This is a genomic window from Methylorubrum zatmanii (assembly GCF_014845115.1).
Taxonomy (GTDB): Bacteria; Pseudomonadota; Alphaproteobacteria; order Rhizobiales; family Beijerinckiaceae; genus Methylobacterium; species Methylobacterium zatmanii.
Map to the genome: position 1 here is coordinate 1 of NZ_NKUI01000064.1, position 21,842 is coordinate 21,842.

Here is a 21,842-nt window from a genome sequence, read left to right on the forward strand (position 1 = left end):
GCGGGCCATACGTTTTGCCGAGCGATCATCTCGGCGGCGGTCGTCAGATCAGCGACGGGAACGTAATCGACGTTCATCAAGCTTCTCCGAACAGGGAGCGACGGGGCGGAAGGGTTTTGTTGAGGGGAGCGGAGGCCCGGCGCTGTGGCGGGGCCTTTTGGAAGCCCGCGCTCGTCAGCGGGCGGCCCTTCGGCTGGCTGATGCCGAGGTGGCGCATCTTCTGGCGCTTGACCTTGGCGGCGTTGGCGAGATCGCCGTCCTTGCCGTGGGTCTTGGCATCCGCGCACGGCTTGTGGGCCGGGCCGCGATTGGACAGGTCGTTGCTGCCCCCCATCGAGAGCGGTACGCGGTGCTCATCAATCCACGGCTCGCCCGCCTGGATCTTCCGGCCACACAGGACGCACATGCCCTTGTGAGCCTCGAACATCTTGAGGCGCTGCGTCGGGGTAAGGGCCTTGCGGGCAGTCGTGCCGACGTCGGCCTCTTCGGCGCGGTAGAGGCGGCTCATGCTGCCCTCCGCTCATCGCGAGGGGCCGGCTCGCTCCACACCACGTCGCGCTCCGCGCCGAAGGCGTAGATTAGTTCGATGAGATCCGAGAACTCGGCCTTCTTGAGCTTCGAGGTGTGCAAGCCGAGGACGACGAAGGTGCCTGCGTCCAAGCCGGGCACGACCCGTGACTTGCGGAGCGACGCGGTGAAGACATCCTTCCATTCATCGGATGTGAGGCGCTGGCCGTACCACTCGACCTGACGCGCCACGTCGTCCAACATCGGCCAGAGCTTGGCGTTCTGGTCGAGCGAGCGAGTGTCTTCGCGGAACTCGACCAGCATCCCCTCGGGAGCCTTGAGTATCCAGCGAATAGCGCGCTGGCGTACGACGTCGTTGGCGAGGCGGAGGATGTGACGGGCGGCCATCAGCAAGCCCTCCGACGCTGAGCTTGGCAGATCTCCTTGGCCCACGATCCCTGCCAGTCTGTGCGACGGCCGTACTTGCGATGCAGGCGCCCCATTCCTTTCAGATTATCGGAGCAGATGTCGTCCCAAATGTCGTGCCAGACCGCGCCGTAGCGCAGCATCCGCCCGCTGCGGGTCGAGGACGGCCGAGAATACTTCGTGACCTTCATGGCCTCCGGCCCGTTCGCCGACCTGTCGAACGATCCGGCCATGATCGCCGCGAACAAGGATGCCCGCGCCCGTGAGGGCTCCGGCATGGACAAGAACCCGCTCTTCCAGGACGGCGACCTGCTCTACAAGGGCATGATCTACCGCGAGATCCCGGAACTGAGCCAGTTGAAGCTCACCGGAGCCGGCACGGCGGGTGCGGACGTGTATCCGTGCTTCACCTGTGGCCAGCAGGCCATGGGCTACGCGATCGGCCAGCTTCCGGCCCCGACGACCCGCAGGCTGTCCGTAAAGGGCCAGATTTGGCCTACAGCACCAATCACCTAGCGATTTGCAGGAAGTGGCTGGGGGACCTGGATTCGAACCAGGACTAGCGGAGTCAGAGTCCGCGGTTCTACCGTTAAACTATCCCCCACCGAGCTGATTGGAAGCACAACGCATTCCAGCGCCAAGCCCCAATCGCGGGGCCTTGGCGTCCAAGGCTCGCTCGCGGTGTGCGGCTCAGATATGCTGAGCCGGTTCGCCCGTCAACCTATGGACGGGCCCCTCGATGCGAAATTTGCCCCGCATGCCCGCCCCCGTCGTCCCGTCGACACACTCGTCTAGACCACGGCCGTCACCGGCGAGGGGGCGCTGGCGAAAGGAAAGCGGGGGCGTTGCGCCGCTCCCCTGCAGTGCGACAGCTGTCGATGCCGTCCGGCGAGACTCGGTCCGGCGACGCCCAGAGCTATGCGACGGACGGCGCTGAGGCCATGTCCGCCTCCTTCGGCCTCGCCTTCCTCGCCGGGCTCCTGTCCGTGCTGTCGCCCTGTGTCCTGCCGCTGCTGCCCCTCGTGCTCGGCACGGCCGCCTCCGAGCACCGCCTCGGTCCGGCGGCGCTCGCCGCCGGCCTCGCCCTGTCCTTCGTGACCATCGGCCTGTTCGTGGCGACCATCGGTTTCGCCCTGGGCCTCGACACGGCGCTGTTTCGGACGATCGCGGCGGTGCTGCTCGTCGGAATCGGCGGTGTGCTGCTCGTGCCCGCCGCGCAGGATCGGTTCGCCACCGCCGCCGGCCCGGTGGCGAACTGGGCGGAAACCCGCTTCGGCCATCGTTCGACCACCGGACTGTCCGGGCAATTCGGCGTCGGCCTGCTGCTCGGGGCGGTCTGGGCGCCCTGCGTCGGGCCGACGCTCGGGGCCGCCTCGCTGCTGGCCGCACAGGGGCGCGACCTCACCGCCGTCGCCGCGACGATGACGCTGTTCGGCCTCGGCGCCGCCCTGCCGCTGCTTCTGCTCGGCAGCCTGTCCCGGACCCTGCTGCTGGCCAGCCGCGGACGGATGATGCATCTCGGCCGCGGGCTGAAGCTCGGGCTCGGGCTGCTCCTCGTCGCGACGGGCCTCGCCGTCCTGAGCGGCCTCGACAAGGTGCTGGAGACGGCCCTGGTCGAGGCCTCTCCCGATTGGCTGACGGCGCTGACGACCCGGTTCTGATTCCGCTTCCCGTCGACCGGACCGGATGCGGGCTCGGCCAGCCCACGCGGCCCCTGGGCGGAGGCCACATCCGCCATCCCGAAGGGATCAACCGGATTGGCTACGAGACGCTCCTCGCGCCTGTCAGCCCAGGAAGGACCGGCGGTGGTCGGCTTCGGCCGGAACGAGGATTTCGTCCGGCCTCTGGGCAGCGGGGGAGGGCGCGGCCCGGGCGGCGGGGCCCAGCGCCAGCGTCTCCGCGATCACGTAACGGGCGAGCGCGTCGAAGGTGTAGACCCGCTCCACCAGCCTGCGGGCCGCCGCCGTCATCCGGTCGACCTGCGCGTCCTCGGTCCGCAGCAGAGTGTCGAGGGTGTGCTCCAGATCCGCCTGCGGATCGAGGTAGAAACCCTCGCGGCCGTGGAGGAACGGCTCGATGCCGACGAGCGGGCGGGTGTCGAAGATCGGCACGCTGCCGAAGGCCGCCACCTCGTAATGCCGGTAGCAATCCCAGCCGACCCCACCGGGCGAGAGGCAGAACCGGCTGCGGGCGATCGCCTCGGCGAAGGCTTCCCGGTCCAGGCGCTGGGCGGGCGCGTGGATGCGCCAGCCCCGGGCGGCGAGCCGTGGCAGGATCCCCGCCAGAGCCTCGCGAAAGACGATGCCCTGCGCCGAACCGACATAGAACAGGTCATGGCTGCGGGCGGAGGCCGGAAGCGGCGGCGGCGCGGCGGCCGTCTCGATGCCGAGGGCGAAGGGACGCAGCTTCGCCCGAAGCGCGAGGCAGGCGGGGTCCTGACGGGCATGGCCGGCGCAGGCGCCGCGGGGCAGGACGGTTTCGAGGCTGTTCCAGCGATTGGCGGCCAGCTCCCGCTTGAAGAACAGGTCGCAGCGCCAAACGAAAGCGCGATCCCGCGGGTGGATCGTGAGATGGTCGGTGACGTCGAGCACCACGAGCCGGACGCGGGCGCCCCGGGCGGCGAACAGGACGAGGGTGCGGAAGGCGAGCCCGAGCAGGCTCAGGCCCCAATGCACGGGGAGGGGGCGCCCGGCGCTGTTCAGGGGGCCGATGCAGCGGGTCACGACGATGTCGTAATCCTGCACGAGACAGGCCCGGGCGACGCCGACCACCCGACGCGCCAGCGCGAGCAGCCGCGTCGGCAGGCTGCCGGAATGGGGCGCGCGGGTCCTCACATCGGTCCAGCGCAGCCGCGTGTCGAGGAAGGTCGTCCGCTCGGGGAAGGCGGCGGCCACGAGGGGCATGAGGCCGAATTCGAGGATCCGCGGACGATCCGCCCCTCCGGACGGCGCGGTCGCTCGGCCTCGGTCGTTCAAGGTATCCATGGCGGCCTGCGGTCCCGCTGGCGCCCCGCGCCGGGGCGCGGAGACATCAGAAGTGAGCGTGAGGCTGGAGCTTCAGCCGGCTGCGGCCGAGGTCGAGCTGCTTGCTGATCAGCCAGTCGGGGTTGCGGGCGTTGAAGTAGGTCTTCAACGCGTATTTCCAGAATGTCTCTTCGAGGCCGGAGGTCGGCCCGTGGACCGCCTTCACCCGGGCGATCTCGCCCTCCGCCCGCGCCTTGTGGACGGGGCTGGCGCTGTTGTTCTGCCCCGTGCGTCGGAAGCAGGCGACCGGGCGGCCGACCCGGGCATAGGGCTCCAGCGCCAGGGCGCGGCAGAACATCTCGTAGTCGCCGCAATCCTTGTACGCGTAGTCGAAGCCGCCGAGCTGGGCGTAGAAGTCCCGCGAAATATAGGTCGCCATGTGCATCACCGGGTTCCAGCCGAGGCACACCAGCATGCGCGGCGTCATCCAGTTCGGCGGGGCGGCTAGGCCGCCGAGCCCCCGGCCGCGCCCATCGATCCAGCGGATGCCGCCGACGACCCAGCGCGCACCGGTCCGGCGGTAGGCCGCGACCACCGCTTCGAGGCCGCCCTCCACCAGCACGTCGTCGGCGCCCAGAAAGCCGAGGAGCTCGCCGGAGGCGGCGAAGGATCCCTTGTTGATCGCATCGAAGATGCCGCGATCCTTGCCCTGGAGCACCGTGGCGCCCATCGCCCGGGCAAGCTCCACGGTGCCGTCGGTGCTGCCGGCATCGACGATCACGTGCTCGACCTCGATGCCGTTGCGGGCATTGGCCCGCGAGGATTCGATGCACTCACGCAAGTATTCGACGCCGTTGAGCGTCGGGGTGACCACGGACACCTTCATGGCCGGATTCCTTGTCTCTGGCTCTCGGTCACTGGCTCACGCGCCTCGTGCCGGATCCGGGACGAGGCGCGACGCTCTTCGTTTCGTATCGCCGTTTCAGACGAACCGGTGGCCGCCGTTGGAGACGGCCGCCCGGAGGTTCGTGAGGCACTGTCAGGCGAGCGCCAGCCCCCCGGAGGTGAAGTGGTCCCGGCCGGCGACCAGGGAGAGCGGGCTGGCAAGTCCTCCGAACCGGTCGGCAGGAGCGGTGCCGTTGCTGACGATGCCCTTGTTCATCGCCCAGACCGCGGCCTGGGTCCGGTTCTTCACCCGGACCTTGCGCAGGATCGCCTTCACATGGACCTTGACCGTGGCCTCGGCGATATCGAGGTTGCGGGCGATGACCTTGTTGGACTCGCCGAGGGCGAGACCTTCGAGAATGTTGACCTCACGGCTCGACAGGCTGGACAGCGAGGTTCCGTCCGCCCTCTGGAGCCCCGTCAGGGCAGCGACCGGCCCCGGCGCCCGGACCGGATCGGCCGCCAGGCAGAGGCGCCCGAGGAAGCTCATCGGCAGCACGGCGCAATCGGCGATCACGACTTCCAGGGTCTTGAGGAGATCGGTCGGGGAGACGTCCTCGGTCAGGTAGGCCGAGGCGCCGAGCTGAAGGCTGCGCAGCATCAGCCCCTCGGTGTCGCGCAGGGCGAGGGCGACGATCTTCACGTCGGGCAGCGCCTCCGCGACCTGTCCGACGATGCCCGCCGCCTCCTCGTCGATGACGACGAGGGCCATGCGCGCCGCCTGCAGGTCACAGTGATGCAGCGCCATGCTGGCTTCGACCTGCCGAACCGTGAAACGCGTACCGGACAGAAGCGCGACCAGACTCTCCCTGACCATGCGATTGTCGCTGACGATCAGCGTATCGATATGTTCCATCCGAGCTACTCCCCTAAATTGCTCAAGATCTCCCGCACCGCGCCCCGACCGTAGGCCTCACTCTATTCAGGCCGATCGCATCGTCAGATTGTGCGCTGCAGGGTGTTAGGCACAAATTAACTAGACCGAATGGAATGATTCATGTCATGTCAGAAAAAAATTGGACACCCAGTCCGCTCTACGACTTATGCACTAGATTTTCCCCTTGAGCATGGTTGGCGCGAGAAGCGCAGCCTCTGTTCGATTTCTGACACCAAGCACCCTGATCACTGCGGATACGTGAATTTTTACGGTTGCTTCTGCGATGCTCAATGCAACCGCTATTTCTCGATTGGACAATCCCTTACCGATCAAGGCGAGAACTTCGCGCTGGCGCAGCGTCAATCCGAACGAGCGCTCACCGCGCTCCGCCTGCCGAATCGGCGCGGCTGGGTCCGGCGGCTTCACCGGCAGGATGGCGCTGGGAGCGTAGAGCCGGCCCTCGAGGATCGTCCTGACCGCCATCAGCATCTCGTCCTCGCGCTGACGCCGGACGACCAATCCATGAAATCCCAGGCTCAAGGCATCCTGGAACAGGTCGGCCGAGGCCTGCGGGACGACGAGCAGGAGGCGCGCAGCCCCCGCCTCCCGCTTCAGGGCACCGAGATAGGTCGGATCGCCGGCAGGGAGCAGCCGCGACCCGACGATGACGAGATCGGTCTTGAACGGTGACTGAAGTCCCTTGATCAGTTCCAGTGGATTGGAAACATCGACGATGACGCTGCCCCTCAAATGCTCCTCCAAGACCTTTCTCAGGCCGGCACGGAACAGTCTCTGCTCATCTGCGATGATGATCCGGGGCATAATTCAATAAATGCTCCACTATACCGAGATCAGATATAAAATTTTAATGGGATCAAGTACATAAATTTCGAGGTATTACCAAAATTTCTGTCGATTGCCCGCAAATTCGGTGAAAAATACAATCTTTAGCAGAATTTTTGCAGTCAAAGATTGAAAATTATGCATACATTCTTATCAACGCCCCAGAATCGGCCCGGCACACCCTTGCCTCAGTTAGCATGCCGACCACGGCTTCCAAGTTTCAATCAGAATATTACTCCGTTTTGACAGAATCCATGCCGGATCGCGCCGCATTTCAAGCCACATTGGATCCATGCATCCGATAGACCCGCGATTCAGCACAAAATACGCCATCCGGACTATCAACAACGAGTGAGGCTATTTCCACTTTTGTTATATACCGCATTGCAGCGCATGCATATTCTGCCAATCGGTTACTGCTGTGGCGAGCCTCACCGAAAGCCTAGGCAATAACTCGAACGGGCATGCCGCCTTTGCGGCAGACGGCAACTGGGGGCAGACGATGAATCCGGCAGTTGTAAATAACAATGCCTGTTCATCCACAGATCCACCAACGGCGCTCCTGCGTGAGAACTTCCACGCAGGCCTTGGGACGCGCAGCATCTCCGAAGGCCAACAAACGATCATCGGTGACAGCCGGGGCTGCGCCCACGCGAGACCGACCGCATTCGGAGGGGCAGACCGTGCCAGCCGCGACGACGACGGACACCGATCCGTTGGGCGCTGAGGCGGCGCGAGCCCTGGAGGCGATCGGTGATCCGGTGATCGTCGCCGACCGGTCGGGGACCGTCGCCTATGCCAACGATCCGGCCCGCGCGCTCCTGCCGCGTCCTCCGCCGGATGATCCGTCCCGCACCCGCCTCACCGGCAGGATCACGACGGCGTTCCTCGCGCAGGTCAGCGCGGCGCGGACTCCCCTTGCCGGCGTCATCGCGCTCGGGAAGGAGGAGGAGCACCACTTCCGTTGCCATGGCTGCCGCATGGACCGGGAGGGTGCCGACCCGCTCGTGCTGCTCCGCGTCCTACCCTCTCAGGACACGCGGTTCAGCCTGCTGGCGAACGAAGTGGTGATGCTCCGGCGGGAACTCGCCGAGCGCGAACGGTATCAACGCCGCCTGCACATGCTGCTCTGCGAGCGTGATCTTCTGCTGGCCGACCTGCGCAACACCGCCCGTGCCCGCACCCGCGCCGAACGCGACCGGGACGCGGTCCTGGCCCAGCTCTACCGGGCTCATCAGGCGGAGCGGGAGCGCCTGGGTCGGGAGCTTCACGACGAGGCCGGCCAGCAGCTCGCATGGCTCAAGCTCAGGCTCGACCGCCTGCGGCGCGACCCGTCCTCGGCGGAAGTCGATGCGATGCTGACCCAGGTCGATGCGATCTCGGCGAGCCTGCGGCAGGTCGTCCGGGAATTGCGGCCGGTGGCGCTGGCCGAACTCGGCCTGAGCCTCGCCCTCAGCGGCCTTGTGCGCGAGTGGTCCGACCAGAGCGGCGTCGCCATCGAATTCCAGCTCTCCGGCACGACGGTGGCGCTGACGACGGAGATCGAGGTGACGATCTTCCGGCTGGTGCAGGAGGCGCTCACCAACGTCGCCAAGCACGCGGCCGGGGCGCAGCAGGTCTCCGTTACCCTGCAATACGGGGGCGAGGCCATCATCCTGGCGATCGAGGATGACGGGCCGGGGCTGACCCGCGACGGCGCGCCGGAGGACCGGCGCGAGGGAGGCGGGTTCGGCCTGACCGGGATGCGCGAGCGGCTGGCGCTGCTCGGAGGAGATCTCACGATCGAATCGTCCTCCGGCCGGGGGACGACGATCCTGGCGCGCTTGCCAACGAGAGGAGAGTGACGTGAGACCTGCGCAGGCCATGGTCAGGGTCGTCCTGATCGACGACCACCCGATCTTCCGAAGCGGGGTCCGCGGCCTGCTCGGCGAGACGGAAGGCGTCGAGGTGGTCGGGGAAGCCAGCAACGGGCAGCATGCCCTGGACCTGGCGCGAACGACCCGTCCCGATGTCGTCGTCATGGATATCACCATGATCGGCATGAACGGGCTCGCGGTGGCGCGCTCGCTGCACGAGGCGGGCTCGACGGCGCGAGTCGTGTTCCTGACGGTCAACGAGGACCGTGCCTTCGTCGACGAGGCCTTCGCCGCCGGAGCGCAGGGCTATGTTCTCAAGCGCTCCGCCGGCAACAGCCTGCTGGAAGCGATCGACGCGGTCATGGCCGGCCGCCGCTATGTCGATGCCGAACTGCGCACACCGCCCCCACCGGCGGCACCGCCGGAGACCCGGCCGCCCACCGCTTCTCCGGGTGGGGAGGGCGGCCTCACCGGACGGGAGCGCGAAGTTCTCCGCCTCATCGCCCTCGGCATGACGATGAAGGAGATCAGCAACGCGATGTCGATCTCGGCCGCATCCGTCGACACCTACAAGATTCGCGGCTGCAAAAAGCTTGGACTCCGTTCACGCGCAAGCATCGTGCGATTTGCGCTCAGCCAGGGCTGGCTTGAGAATGAGAATAGATTGTCTTCGCTCGCAGGGATATCCCATCCTATGTGAGGATTTCGCAAAAGAACTTTTCGATTCTGCAACCGACGGTGTGGCGAGACCGCCCATGCGACCGGTCTTACATCCTGGTTTATCCGCCGAACCTCGGGGCTAACCCGGAAGAGCGCCGCCAAATACCGCTGCGTGCATGAAGCCCGATCCGGGCAAAGATACGGTCGTCCTCGGTCGCGATCCGAGGGAAAGACCATGGCCGACGTCACCTTTTCTCAATCGACACTGTCCGGATATTCGGGACTGGCCTCCGCCCTGCAATGGGGACCGGACGGGCGTCTCTACGTTGCCGAGCGGTTCGGCAGCATCAAGGCCCTGACGGTCGCCCAGAACGGCAACGGCTACGTCGTCACGGCGACGGAATCGATCGATCTCATCCTGAACATTCCGAACCACAACGACGACGGCACGCTCAATGCGAGCCTGAAGGAGCGGCAGGTCACCGGCATCCTCGTCACCGGCACCGCCCAGAATCCCGTCCTCTACGTGACCTCCAGCGATCCGCGGATCGGCGCCGGCAATGGCGGCGAGGACACCAACCTCGACACCAACTCGTCGATCATCTCGCGCCTCACCTTCGATTCCGCCGCCAATTCCTGGAAGAAGGTCGATCTCGTTCGCGGCCTGCCGCGCTCGGAGGAGAACCACTCCGCCAACGGCATGGCGATCTCGCCCGACGGCAAGACGCTCTACGTCGCGGTCGGCGGCAACACCAATGCGGGCGCGCCCTCCAACAACTTCGCCGGCCTGCCCGAATTCGCCTACGCGGCGGCGATCCTCAAGGTCGATCTCACGGCCATCGATGCCATGACGCTCAAGAGCCCGAACGGGCTCAACCCCTATCTCTACGATCTGCCGACCCTCGACGATCCCAACCGGCCCAATAACGGCACCGCCGGCAACGAGAACCCGGACGGCTCGGATGTCAGCGGGCCGTTCGGCGGCCGCGACGGGTTCAACATGGCCAAGATCACGGCGGACAGCCCGGTGCAGGTCTACTCGCCCGGTTACCGCAACGCCTACGACGTCCTGCTGACCTCCGACGGCAAGATGTTCACCTACGACAACGGTGCCAATAACGGCTGGGGCGGACGCCCGTCGGATGCTGCGGGCAACGTCGTCACCAGCCCCAGCCAAGTTCCGCTCAACACCCCCGATCAGGACGGCGGCACCAAGCGCCTGAACTACGATCAGCTCCACCAGATCACCGAGGAGGGCTATTACGGCGGCCACCCCAACCTCGTGCGCGCGGTGGGGAGCGCCGCCGGCCTGCTGCTGAGCCCGGGGGCGGGCGTCACCGGCGCCACCTTCCTGCCCCAGGGCAGCGCCGGCCTGCCCGCCGACTTCAATTCGGTGATTCCCGCCGGCACCGCCGATCCGCGCCAGGGCGTCTTCTACGAGGGCGGGATCGACGACGGTGCCCTCGATACCGGCCAGGGCTCGCTCAACGGCTTGGCCGAGTACACCGCCTCCACGACCTGGGCCACGGCGACTGGCGGCACGACGAACATCAAGGGCGCCATCCTGGTGACGGATCTGGCCGGCTACCTCCACATCATCCCGCGCAACGCCTCGGGCGGCGTCGACACCACCACCGGCTCCGCCGGTCAGATCGTGGCCGCGGGGAAGCAGGTCGTCCCGATGGGCGGCGGCTCGCCGCTCGGCATCGACGCGGTCGGCGACGGCAAGCCGTTCGCCGGCACCATCTGGGTCACGGCGCTCGCGGACGGCAACATCAAGGTGCTGACGCCGGGGCCCACCAACCCGCAGAATCTCGACCTCGACGGCGATGGGATCAACAACACCCTCGACCCCTTCGCCCTCGATCCCGACAACGGCACCGCCGGCTCCGACATCATCTCCGGCGGCAAGACCGTGGTCTTCAACTTCGAATCCGGCTCGATCCCCGGCACCTTCGGCGGCAGCGGGCTGACCGGCGCCATGATCAATGGGCTCGACCCGTTCCTCGACGGCGGCCTCTACACCTCGGCCAACATCATCGCCGGCGGCGCGGGCGGCGTCATCCAGTTGAAGAACGTGCAGGAAGGCGATCTGACCGAGGGCAACAACACCCTCAAGGACGCGCTGCAGGCCGGCGTGACCTTCGACGACAGCGTGGCCACCGCCAACGTCACCCTGACGATGGCGAACTGGATTCCGAACGCCTCCAGCGATGGCGGCTTTCCCGCGGCAGGCCTGCAGATCGGCACGGGCGATCAGGACAACTTCATCAAGCTGGTGCTGGGCGGGCGCGGCGAGAGCGCCAGCGGCAAATACACCAGCGCGATCTTCGAGACGTCGATGGAGAATCTCGGCGTCGCGCAGAGCGTGTCGGTGACCAACAACGCGCTCCTGAGCGCCGCCAATGCGAGTTGGGTGCAGCTGCGTCTCGCGGTGAATCTGGAGACCAACACGGTGACGCCGCTCTGGCGCTTCGGCACCGGCGCCGTGTCCTCCGCGACCGATCCGAACTCGGCCTTCACCGCCGGCGGCAGCATGACCGTGCCGAGCGGCAGCGCGCTGCTGAAGGCGATCCAGGGCGATTACACGGTCGGCGGCAAGCCGAGCGGGATGGCGGTCGGCCTGCTCGCCACCTCCAATGACGGCGCGCCGTTCACGGCGGATTTCGACGGCATCACCATCACGACGACCGCGAAGTCGGGGGCGACCAACCCGGTCGTGGCCGCGATCAACGCGGGCGGCGGCGCCCTCTCCCAGGACGGCATCAGCTTCTCCGCCGACCAGTACTTCACCGGCGGCGGCGCCTTCACGGACGGCACCGGCGGCAACGGCCTGCAGCCGGCCTTCACCAACACCGTCTACCAGACCGAGCGCTACGGCAATTTCAGCTACGCCATCCCCGTCGCCAGCACGACCCAGGCCTATACCGTCGAGCTGCGCTTCGGCGAACTCTGGTGGAGCAATCCGGGCCAGCGGGTGTTCGACGTCACGCTCGAAGGCCAGACCGTCCTCGACAACCTCGACATCCTCGCCCAGACCGGCAACATCAACACGCCCTACACCTATGTCTCGGGGCCGATCACGGCGGGGGCGAACGGCACCCTCGACCTGCAATTCCTCAACGGCATCGACAACGCCAAGCTCAGCGGCATCGTCGTGCGGCAGGCGGCCAGCGGAGGCGCCGACACGACGGGGCCAACGGTCGCCGGCCCCTTCACGATCCAGCCTCCGGCGAGCGCGACGGCCAGTGCCAGCGTGACGGTGGTCTACACCGACGCCTCGGGGATCAATCTCGCCAGCATCGGCGCGAGCGACATCTCGGTGACCGGAGCCGGTCCGGTCGGGGCGATCACGCTGCAATCGAAGACGAGCACGAGCGCCACCTCGGCCACCGCCACCTATCTCGTCGCCGCTCCGAACGGCGGATGGGTCAACGGCCAGTACACCACCACGGTGAAGGCCGGAGAGATCGCCGATGCGAGCCCCGCCGGAAATACCAACGCCGTCTCGTCCCAGGTGTCGGACTTCCAGCCGAGCAGCGCGGGCGCGGTCGTCGCGGCGATCAACGCGGGCGGCGCGGCGCTGACGCAGGGCGGGATCAGCTTCACGGCCGATCAGTACTTCACCGGCGGCGCCACCTTCGCCGACGGCACCGGCGGCAATGGCCTGCAATCGGCCTTCACCGGCACCGTCTACCAGACCGAGCGCTACGGCAATTTCAGCTACGCCATCCCCGTCGCCAGCACGACCCAGGCCTATACCGTCGAGCTGCGCTTCGGCGAACTCTGGTGGAGCAATCCCGGCCAGCGGGTGTTCGACGTCGCGCTCGAAGGCCAGACCATCCTCGACAACCTCGACATCCTCGCCCAGACCGGCAACATCAACACGCCCTACACTTACGTCTCGGGGCCGATCACGGCGGGGGCGAACGGCACCCTCGACCTGCAATTCCTCAACGGCATCGACAACGCCAAGCTCAGCGGCATCGTCGTGCGGCAGGCGGCCAGCGGCGGCGCCGACACGATGGGCCCGAGCATCGGCTCCTTCACGGTCGAGGCCCCCTCATCCGGCACGGGCCAAGCCAGCGTGACGGTGGTCTATAACGACGCGTCGGGGATCAATCTGGCCAGCATCAACGCCGCCGACCTTGCGGTGACCGGACCGGGGGCCGTCGGCGCCATCAGCCTGCAGACGAAGGTGGCCACGAGCGCCACCTCGGCCACCGCCACCTATCTCGTCGCCGCCCCGAACGGCGGATGGGCCGACGGCGCCTACACCGCCACGGTGAAGGCCGGAGAGGTGACGGATGCGAGCCCGGCGGCCAACGCCAACGCCGCCGCCTCGCACGGCTTCACCATCGACACCACGCCCGGCGGGGACACCCTGGTCATCGCCATCAATTCCGGCGGCGGGGCCTATACCCGCGCGGACGGAACCCTGTTCGAGGCCGACACGGCGGCCACGCCGCACCGCTTCTACGTCGCCGGGCAGGACGGGAACGCGGTCTTCACCGATAACGACCTGATCGCCAACACGACCGACGACGCGCTCTACCAGAACCAGCGGTTCGGCTGGGCGAGCGCCTCGACCACCGATGCCGATGACGGCCGCTTCGGCTACGCCATCAAGAACGCGGATGGCAGCGCGCTCAGCCCCGGTTCCTACGAGGTCGTGCTGCATTTCGCCGAGATCTACACCCAACCCGACAATCAGGGCGGCCTCAGCGCGGCGGGTCAGCGGCAGTTCAACATCGGCATCGAGGGCACCACCATCGCCAATTACGACATCTGGGCGGCGGCCGGGGCCGGTGCGAGCGCGACGACCCTGACGCGGACCGTCTCGGTCACGGACGGAACGCTCGACCTCGCCTTCTGGCAGGGGGCGACCCAGAACCCGACCGTGGCCGCGATCGAGGTGTGGAAGATCAACCCCGCCGCCCAGGACGGGCTTCTGACCTGACATTCCGGTCTGGTCAGAACGCATCGAGACAGGGATGAGACAGGGGCGGGAGCCGATTTCGGCACGAGGCGCTCGCCCCCCTCATGGAACGCCCACTACGCCGCCTCGGCCGGTGGGAGGGCTCTCGCCGACCGGGAGCCGTGTCAGGCACACTTAACGTCTGGTGGCGTACGGTTTTCGTCCGCCGCCGCCCGCGCGAAAGGTCAGCGATGTTCGACGACAGCCCCTCCAAGGCATTTCCCACACCGGTGCCGAAGCTTGAGCCGAACACGTTCGCGTTCGAGCAGCTGCCGATGGTCAAGCCCACGGGCTTCCGCGAATACGACGCCCGCTGGCTGTTCCCGCAGGAGATCAACCTGATGGGCGTCCAGGCGCTGGGCCTCGGCCTCGGCACGCTCATTCACGAGCGCGGCGTCCGCCCCGACATCGTCACCGGCCACGATTTCCGCAGCTACTCCTCCTCGATCAAGCTCGCGCTGATCGCCGGGATGCAGGCGGCGGGCCTGCGGGTGAAGGATATCGGGCTGGCGCTCTCGCCGATGGCCTATTTCGGCCAGTTCGCCCTCGACTACCCCTGCGTCGCCATGGTCACCGCCTCGCACAACGACAACGGCTGGACCGGCGTGAAGATGGGCGCCGAGCGGCCGATGACCTTCGGCCCCGACGAGATGACCCGGCTCAAGGAGATCGTCACCAGCGGCGCATTCCAGTACCGCGAGGGCGGCTCCTACGAGTTCGTCCACGACTTCGCGAAAATCTATCTCGACGACCTCGTGTCGCGCGCCAAGCCGATCACGCGCAGGCTGAAGGTGGTGGCCGCCTGCGGCAACGGCACCGCCGGCGCCTTCGCCCCGACGCTGCTGGAGCGGCTCGGCGTCGAGGTGATCCCGCTCGATGTCGAACCGGATCATTCCTTCCCGCGCTACAATCCGAACCCCGAGGACATGGCGATGCTGCACGCCATCGCCGACAAGGTGCGCGAGACCGGCGCCGATGTCGGGCTCGGCTTCGACGGCGACGGCGACCGCTGCGGCGTGGTCGACAACGAGGGCGAGGAGATCTTCGCCGACAAGATCGGGGTGATGCTGGCCCGCGACCTGTCGAAGCTGCACCCGAACGCGACCTTCGTGGTCGACGTGAAGTCGACCGGCCTGTTCGCCTCCGATCCCGAATTGCGAGCCCGGGAGGTGCGGACCGATTACTGGAAGACGGGCCATTCCTACATCAAGCGGCGCGTCAACGAGCTGTCGGCGCTGGCGGGCTTCGAGAAGTCGGGTCACTTCTTCTTCAACGCGCCGGTCGGGCGCGGCTACGACGACGGCCTTCTGACCGCGATCGCGGTGATCGAGATGCTCGACCGCAATCCGGAAGCGTCGATGGCGGACCTCTACCGGGCGCTGCCGAAGACCTGGGGCTCGCCGACCATGTCGCCCCATTGCGCCGACGAGGTGAAGTACGGCGTGGTCGCGGCGGTCACCGAGCGGTTCCAGGCGCTCCGGGAGGCGGGCGAGCCGGTGGGCGGCCACGCGATCACCGATCTCGTGACGGTCAACGGCGTGCGGGTGACCACCGCCGACGGCACCTGGGGCCTTGTGCGGGCCTCGTCCAACAAGCCGGAACTGGTCGTGGTGGTGGAGAGCCCGGTCTCGGAGGCGCGGCTCCGGGAGATGTTCGCGGCGGTGGATGCCGTGCTGCGCGAGAATCCCGAGGTCGGCGCCTACAATCAGACGATCTGATACGGGATCCGCTCGATCGAAGCGGAGCCCGTCTCGGCAAGCCCGCGCGGTGCTTGAGCGAAGCCCAGATCCGCCCTCCCGAAGGGATCGAACGGATCTGGCATGAGCAAAAGGGCCCGGCAGGGTGCCTGCCGGGCCGCTGTTTGTTGCCGATCCGCAACAATCCGTTCGTCTGTCAGAAAATTTCTGACAGACGCTCGCGGAAAACCGCATTAAGCTGAACCGTTTTCGTCAGTCCATACGCCGTGCGGACTAGTCCGCACCGGTTACGTTGCACATTTGCTAAGTCGATCTAACCCTTAAGCTTCGTTAGGCCCCGCTCCGTTGCGATTAACGCACATCAAGGAGCAAGCATGCCTGCGGGCCTCACCTACAGCACAACCCCCATTCGCACGACGCATGACGGACAAGTCATCGAAAATCTGGATCTCTGGGTCTCCGATGGCGACGCCATCGTGGTCGATCACAACAACGTCGTCATCCGCAACGTCACCATCCATCATGCCGACGGCAACGGCATCGTCGTCGACGATGCCAGCGGCGTCACCGTCGAGAACAGCCTGATCGTCAATTCCGATCCGCCCTCCGGCAACCAGGGCGAGACCGAGGTGGAGACCACCGGCATCCGGGTGCTCAACTCGCCCAACTTCACCGCCTCCCACGTCACGCTGCAGGACAGCGGCACCGGCATCTATCTCGGCCAGTCACCGGGCGCGAAGCTCTCCTATGTCGAGGGCCACAATTTCCACGGCCCCTATCCCGGAGGGCAGTTCGTCCAGTTCTTCGAGTCGCCCAACGGCAACCTGTCGAACTTTGCCGTCAGCAACGACTCGAACAAATCCCATGTCGAGGACAACGTCTCGGTCATCGAGAGCCAGAATGTCTCGATTTCCAACGGCGTGATCGACGGCAACAACTCGCCGAGCGGCGTCGGCGTGATGTTCGAGACCAATTCCCAGGGTGGCCATGTCGAGAATGTCGACGTGATCCACATGGGCAATGGCGGCTTCTCGTCCTATTCGGACGACGTGACCTTCATCAACACCCGTTCCTTCGACAATTTCGCCGGCGATCAGGGCCGGGGTGTTTCGATGTCGAACGGCCTCATCTGGAACGCGACCGGCGACGGCGTGAAGATCCTCGACTCGACCTATACCGACCCCTCGGTGCCCAACAACATCGTCTGGGGCCCGTCCTCCGACGGGGCGGACGTGACGGCGGCCCCCTCCGCCACGCCGATGACGCCGATCCACAACGTGTTCAGCTGGGACGCGGCTGGCGGCACCACCTCCGGCCAGACCGGCACGGACAGCGTCTCGCAGCCGGCAGCGGCCCCGGTGGCGACTCCTCCGGTGGCGGCGGCCCCGGTCACCCCTCCGGTCGCGGCGCCCTCGACCGGTGGCACGGGCATCGACCGGGACGGCACCTCCGCCTCCGAGACGATGACCGGCTCGAGCTTAGCCGACGACCTCGACGGGCTCGGCGGCGATGACACGCTCAACGGCCTGGCCGGCAACGATCACCTCTATGGCGGAGCCGGCCGGGATCGGATCGACGGCGGCAGCGGCACCGACCATCTCTGGGGCGGCCCCGGCGCCGATTGCTTCGTGTTCAAGGCCGGCAACGGCACCGACTGGGTCGAGGACTTCCAGCTTCGCGGCTGGGGGAAAGACGTGGTCGAGCTGAGCAAGACGATGTTCGGCTCGTTCAAGGACATTCTCGCTGCGGCCCACGATGTCGGTCCCGACGTGGCGATCACCTCGGGCTCCGATACGCTGTGGCTCTCCGACGTGCACAAGGCCGATCTGCAAGCCAGCCACTTCCTGCTCGTCTGATCCGCCCGACCGCCGGGGCCGCGGATCCGCGCGGCCCCGGTCCGTCGCAGACCCGATGCGATCGAGAGATCGTTCGGGATGAGGCCGCCCATGCCTCATCCCGACGTCCGAGCGAATCGGACCGGCCCCGCGTCAAGCGTGGCCGTACGGCAACAGGCAGGGGGCGGAAGGAGAAATATCGCCGGGAGGCCGTGGGAGTAACAGCTTTGCCATAAGCTGCTTCCGCGCTCCGGTAGCCCGATCGATCTACGGCGATGGTCCGACGTTGCGTATTTACGCAATCGATCCGCGGATTTAATAATTGTAGCCATTCGTTCCGTTGCAATATTGGTTAAACGGAGCGAACATGGCGACGGGCCTCACCTACAGCAAAACCCCCATTCGCACGACGCATGACGGACAAGTCATCGAAAATCTGGATCTCTGGGTCTCCGACGGCAATGCCATCGTGGTCGATCACAACAACGTCGTCATCCGCAACGTCATCATCCATCATGCCGATGGCAACGGCATCGTCGTCGACGATGCCAGCGGCGTCACCGTCGAGAACAGCCTAATCGTCAATTCCGATCCGCCCTCCGGCAACCAGGGCGAGACCGAGGTGGAGACCACCGGCATCCGGGTGCTCAACTCGCCCAACTTCACCGCCTCTCATGTCACGCTGCAGGACAGCGGCACCGGCATCTATCTCGGCCAGTCACCGGACGCGAAGCTCTCCTATGTCGAGGGACACAATTTCCACGGTCCTTTTCCGGGGGGACAATTCGTCCAGTTCTTCGAGTCGCCCAACGGCAATCTGTCGAACTTTGCCGTCAGCAACGACCCGAACAAGTCCCATGTCGAGGACAACGTCTCGATCATGGACAGCCAGAACGTGACCATTTCCCATGGCGTGATCGACGGCAACAACTCGCCGAGCGGCGTCGGCGTGATGTTCGAGACCAATTCCCAGGGTGGCCATGTCGAGAATGTCGACGTGATCCACATGGGCAATGGCGGCTTCTCGTCCTATTCGGACGACGTGAGCTTCACCGACACCCGCTCCTTCGACAACATCGTCGCGGACCAGGGCCGGGGCCATCCCCTTTCCAACGCCGTCATCTGGAACGCGGATGGCGACAACGTCTCGATCCTCGACTCGACCTATACGAACCCGGCTCTGGCCAACAACATCACCTGGGGCTCGTTCGCCGCGGGGGCGGAGGTGACGGCGGCCCCCTCCGCCACGCCGATGACGCCGATCCACAATCTGTTCGATTGGGCGGCCGGGACCGCCGGAGACCTCGCCGAGGCGGTCACGGGGGGCGCGACGGCGACCCCGGCCGTCGCACCGTCCACCGCCGGCATCGGCCAGGACCGGAACGGCACCTCCGCCTCCGAGACGATGACCGGCTCGAGCTTCGCCGACGACCTCGACGGGCTCGGCGGCAACGACACGCTCGACGGCCTGGCCGGCGACGATCACCTCTATGGCGGGGCCGGGAACGATACGCTCGACGGCGGCAGCGGCACCGACCATCTCTGGGGCGGCTCCGGCGCCGACCGGTTCGTGTTCAAGGCCGGCAACGGCACCGACTGGATCGAGGATTTCCAGGGCAGTGGCAGCGCGCCGGACGTGATCGCGCTGAGCACGGCGATGTTCGGCTCGTTCAGCGCCGTCCTGGCGGCGGCCCACGATGTCGGCCCCGACGTGGCGATCACGTCAGGCTCCGACACGCTCTGGATCTCCGACCTGCACAAGGCCGACCTCACGGCCGGGCACTTCCTGTTCACCTGAGCGGGCCAGCCGGCTCGGATCGCGGGAGATCCTGCGGCCCGGGCCCGCTTTCGCCGGGCCGGTGTCCGGCCAGAACCCGCTCGATGCCCGCCCGGAATTCGGCGAGGGTTCCCAGCGGCCGGGCGCAGCGGCCGCAGGCGATGGCAGCCTCGGCGGTCGGATCGGACGGCCAGGTCACGGCGGGCGAGCCGCAGGCCGCGCAGGCGAAGGTCCGCGCGCTCAGGAGCAGCGGTCCTCCGGCGCCCAGGGCGGTCAGGGCGCCCATCACGCGCTGTTCCGGTAATAGTGCGAGAAGTCCCGGTAGAGCGTGCCGCGATCCGAGGCGCGGCCGTGGTGGCGCTCCAGATCGACCTTGTTCAGGACGAGGCCGGCCACGGTGAGACCGAGGCGGCGCATATAGGCAAGGCTCGCGGTGACGGCGGCCTTCTGGGTGCCGTGCCAGGCCACCACATGCACCACCGCATCGGCGTGCTGGCGCAGGAGTGCCACGTCGCCGAGCAGCAGCACCGGGGGCACCTCCACCAGGATCACGTCGTAGCGCTCGCGGGCCTCGCGCACGAGGGTGCCGAAAGTCGGCTCGGCGTAGATGTCGTGCCCGTCCTTGAGGCCGGAGACCCGCCGGATCGTCGAGATGCGGGATTCCGCCTCGTCATCCCCCGTCTCCGCCTCCCGGTCGCTACGGGCGGCGTGGCGATCCTCGATCGCCGCCCGGCGGGGCGAACCGTCGAGGATCAGCACCCGCCGGCCCATGGCCGCCAGGGACCGCGCCACGGACCGGGCGACCACGGACTTGCCCTCGCCCGGCATCGCCGAGGTGACGAGCACGACCTTGAGCGGTTCGCGTACCGCGACCAGTTCGGCCACCGCCGCCCGCACCGCCTCGCGGAAGACGAGGTCGTGGTCGGGCCGCTCGCCCACCGGCCGGCTCGGCAGCAGGGCGAGGCAGGGCAGGCCGGTCTCGGATTCCATCTCGCCCTGGCTGCGATAGCCCCGGTCGCGGCGGTCGAGGGCGAGCGCCAGCGCCGAGCCGGCCCCGACCCCCGCGAACAGGCCGAGGCCGAGCACCAGGCCGAGGCCGGGGCCGGAGGGCAGGGTCGGCACCTTGGCCGGCGCCAGCATCTGCGCCATCACCGGCTTGAGCTCGCTCAGGGCGTTGGCCGTCTGGTAGCCCTCGTCGAGGACGCGCAGCCGGTCCCGCGTGGTGGTGGCCTCCGCCTGGAGCGCACGCAGCTTGGCTTCGAGCGCCTTGCTCTCGATGAGCGAGCGGCGCAGGGCCGTGACCCGTGCCTCGGCCGCGGATTCGAGCCCGCGGGCGGCGGCGAGATCGACCTCGACCACCTTCAACACCTCGGCCATCCGGACCTGAAGCCGCTGCTGCAGCGCCGCGATCGAGGTCTTGAGGCGCAGCACGCTCGGATGGTTGTCGCCGGAGACGGCGGTGAGCTGCTCCAGCTCCTGGCGCAGCTTGCTGTCGTCGGCCAGCATCTGCTGGATCACCGGCGAGATCGCGGTGTCGACGGCGCTCGGCACGCCGCCGAAGCGGAGCACGTCCTGGGCGCGCCGCAGCCGGGCCTCCTCCGCCAGCCGCTTGGCGGAGGCATTGGACAGATCGGTCAGGGCGTCGCGCAGCTGCTGCTCGCGCAGGTCCACGCCCTCGCGGGCCGATTCGACGAAGCCGGTGCGCTTGCGGAAGGCGTCGATCTCGCCCTCCAGCCGGGTGAGTTCCCCCCGCGAGACCTGGATCTGCTCCGCGTACCAGCGGCTCGCCCGCTCGGTGGCCAGGGAGGCCGCCTGCATCTTGCGCGCCAGGTACTCGGTGGCGAAGGTGTTGGCGACCTCGGCCGCCCGCCGGGGATCCCGGTCGCGGAAGCCGATCGAGATCAGGTAGGCCTTGGCGTCGTTGCCGACGGTGAGCGCCCGCATCAGCCCCTGGGCCATGGCGTCGCGGGCGGTCTCGTGCTGGGCCTCGTCCTCCATCCGCGTCCCGGGAAGGGCGGGAAGCGCGGCCTGGACGCGGCTGGAGAGCGCGTGGCGCAGGGAGGCGACCCAACCGGACGAGGCCTGCTCGCCGGAGGCGTGGCTCGTCTCCTTCGCCTCGGCCTCGAGGCGGCCCGCCACGGCCTGGGCGATGGCGAAGGAGCGGATGATGCGCGCCTCGCTCTCGACGACGGAGGCCGGTTCCAAGGCGATCTGCGGGCCGGACTTGCCCGTCCCGCGCACGTCCTGGGTCTGGCCGAAATCGAACTGGAGGAGCACCTCGGCGACGTAGCTCGGCGGCATGGCCAGGGAGGCCGCTCCCACCGCCAGCGCCGAGACCACCGCGCAGGTGGCGATCATCAGCCGGCGCCGCCACAACACCCCGAGGGTGTGCCCGGTCACGGCCTCGTAATGGGCGGTGAGGGACGGCCGGCCGCCGGACGGCTCGGCTTCGTGGAACGGGTCCATGGATCGCGCCTG

General features: G+C 67.3%; 16 protein-coding genes and 1 tRNA gene. 8 read left to right on the forward strand and 9 right to left on the reverse strand.

Annotated features, from left to right (window positions below; translation table 11 throughout):
* Nucleotides 1-76 precede the first annotated feature (76 nt).
* Nucleotides 77-508, reverse strand: a complete 432-nt coding sequence (locus tag MZTS_RS09075; RefSeq protein WP_192283363.1) for an HNH endonuclease — start codon at nucleotides 506-508, stop codon at nucleotides 77-79.
* Entirely contained in the window at nucleotides 505-915 is a 411-nt protein-coding gene (locus MZTS_RS09080; RefSeq protein WP_192283365.1) for a recombination protein NinB, read from the reverse strand. The genes MZTS_RS09075 and MZTS_RS09080 overlap by 4 nt, the downstream gene beginning before the upstream one ends.
* 168 nt (nucleotides 916-1,083) lie before the next feature.
* Between MZTS_RS09080 and MZTS_RS09085 the strand changes: the two genes are divergently transcribed.
* Entirely contained in the window at nucleotides 1,084-1,449 is a 366-nt protein-coding gene (locus tag MZTS_RS09085; protein ID WP_281397021.1) for a phage capsid family protein, read from the forward strand.
* 14 nt (nucleotides 1,450-1,463) lie between these two features.
* Here the strand turns inward: MZTS_RS09085 and MZTS_RS09090 are convergent.
* Nucleotides 1,464-1,537: transfer RNA gene (locus MZTS_RS09090), tRNA-Gln, on the reverse strand.
* Between the two features lie 337 nt (nucleotides 1,538-1,874).
* On the opposite strand from MZTS_RS09090, the gene MZTS_RS09095 reads away from it, so the two are divergent.
* Entirely contained in the window at nucleotides 1,875-2,594 is a 720-nt protein-coding gene (locus tag MZTS_RS09095) for a cytochrome c biogenesis CcdA family protein (protein ID WP_192283367.1), read from the forward strand.
* Between the two features lie 123 nt (nucleotides 2,595-2,717).
* On the opposite strand, the gene MZTS_RS09100 is transcribed toward MZTS_RS09095, so the two are convergent.
* The 4 genes from MZTS_RS09100 to MZTS_RS09115 form a co-directional block, all read right to left on the reverse strand.
* Nucleotides 2,718-3,836 (reverse strand): glycosyltransferase family protein, encoded by a 1,119-nt coding sequence (locus MZTS_RS09100; protein ID WP_246482059.1) that lies wholly within the window; start codon nucleotides 3,834-3,836, stop codon nucleotides 2,718-2,720.
* 127 nt (nucleotides 3,837-3,963) lie between these two features.
* Nucleotides 3,964-4,782, reverse strand: coding sequence for a glycosyltransferase family 2 protein (locus tag MZTS_RS09105; RefSeq protein ID WP_192283371.1), 819 nt, complete (start codon nucleotides 4,780-4,782; stop codon nucleotides 3,964-3,966).
* A 153-nt stretch (nucleotides 4,783-4,935) separates the two neighbouring features.
* Entirely contained in the window at nucleotides 4,936-5,697 is a 762-nt protein-coding gene (locus tag MZTS_RS09110; RefSeq protein WP_192283373.1) for a LuxR C-terminal-related transcriptional regulator, read from the reverse strand.
* 192 nt (nucleotides 5,698-5,889) lie between these two features.
* Entirely contained in the window at nucleotides 5,890-6,540 is a 651-nt protein-coding gene (locus MZTS_RS09115; RefSeq protein ID WP_009861134.1) for a response regulator transcription factor, read from the reverse strand.
* A gap of 704 nt (nucleotides 6,541-7,244) precedes the next feature.
* Between MZTS_RS09115 and MZTS_RS09120 the strand changes: the two genes are divergently transcribed.
* From MZTS_RS09120 to MZTS_RS09145, 6 genes are all read left to right on the forward strand, one after another.
* Nucleotides 7,245-8,405: a sensor histidine kinase gene (locus MZTS_RS09120; RefSeq protein WP_343068724.1), complete on the forward strand. Its 1,161-nt coding sequence runs from the start codon at nucleotides 7,245-7,247 to the stop codon at nucleotides 8,403-8,405.
* Nucleotide 8,406: 1 nt separating this feature from the next.
* A complete protein-coding gene (locus MZTS_RS09125) occupies nucleotides 8,407-9,117 on the forward strand; it encodes a response regulator (protein WP_343068725.1) in 711 nt (236 codons plus the stop codon).
* Between the two features lie 195 nt (nucleotides 9,118-9,312).
* Nucleotides 9,313-14,037 (forward strand): malectin domain-containing carbohydrate-binding protein, encoded by a 4,725-nt coding sequence (locus tag MZTS_RS09130; RefSeq protein WP_192283377.1) that lies wholly within the window; start codon nucleotides 9,313-9,315, stop codon nucleotides 14,035-14,037.
* Nucleotides 14,038-14,246: 209 nt separating this feature from the next.
* Nucleotides 14,247-15,773 carry a phosphomannomutase/phosphoglucomutase gene (locus tag MZTS_RS09135; RefSeq protein WP_192283379.1) on the forward strand — a complete coding sequence of 509 codons (1,527 nt, stop codon included), beginning with the start codon at nucleotides 14,247-14,249 and terminating at the stop codon, nucleotides 15,771-15,773.
* A 353-nt stretch (nucleotides 15,774-16,126) separates the two neighbouring features.
* Nucleotides 16,127-17,608 (forward strand): calcium-binding protein, encoded by a 1,482-nt coding sequence (locus tag MZTS_RS09140; RefSeq protein WP_192283380.1) that lies wholly within the window; start codon nucleotides 16,127-16,129, stop codon nucleotides 17,606-17,608.
* A gap of 346 nt (nucleotides 17,609-17,954) precedes the next feature.
* Nucleotides 17,955-19,385: a calcium-binding protein gene (locus MZTS_RS09145; protein ID WP_192283381.1), complete on the forward strand. Its 1,431-nt coding sequence runs from the start codon at nucleotides 17,955-17,957 to the stop codon at nucleotides 19,383-19,385.
* Here MZTS_RS09145 and MZTS_RS09150 read toward each other — a convergent pair.
* Entirely contained in the window at nucleotides 19,378-19,650 is a 273-nt protein-coding gene (locus tag MZTS_RS09150) for a hypothetical protein (RefSeq protein ID WP_009866650.1), read from the reverse strand. The genes MZTS_RS09145 and MZTS_RS09150 overlap by 8 nt on opposite strands.
* A complete protein-coding gene (locus tag MZTS_RS09155) occupies nucleotides 19,650-21,830 on the reverse strand; it encodes a GumC family protein (RefSeq protein WP_192283382.1) in 2,181 nt (726 codons plus the stop codon). The genes MZTS_RS09150 and MZTS_RS09155 overlap by 1 nt, the downstream gene beginning before the upstream one ends.
* Between the last annotated feature and the right edge of the window lie 12 nt (nucleotides 21,831-21,842).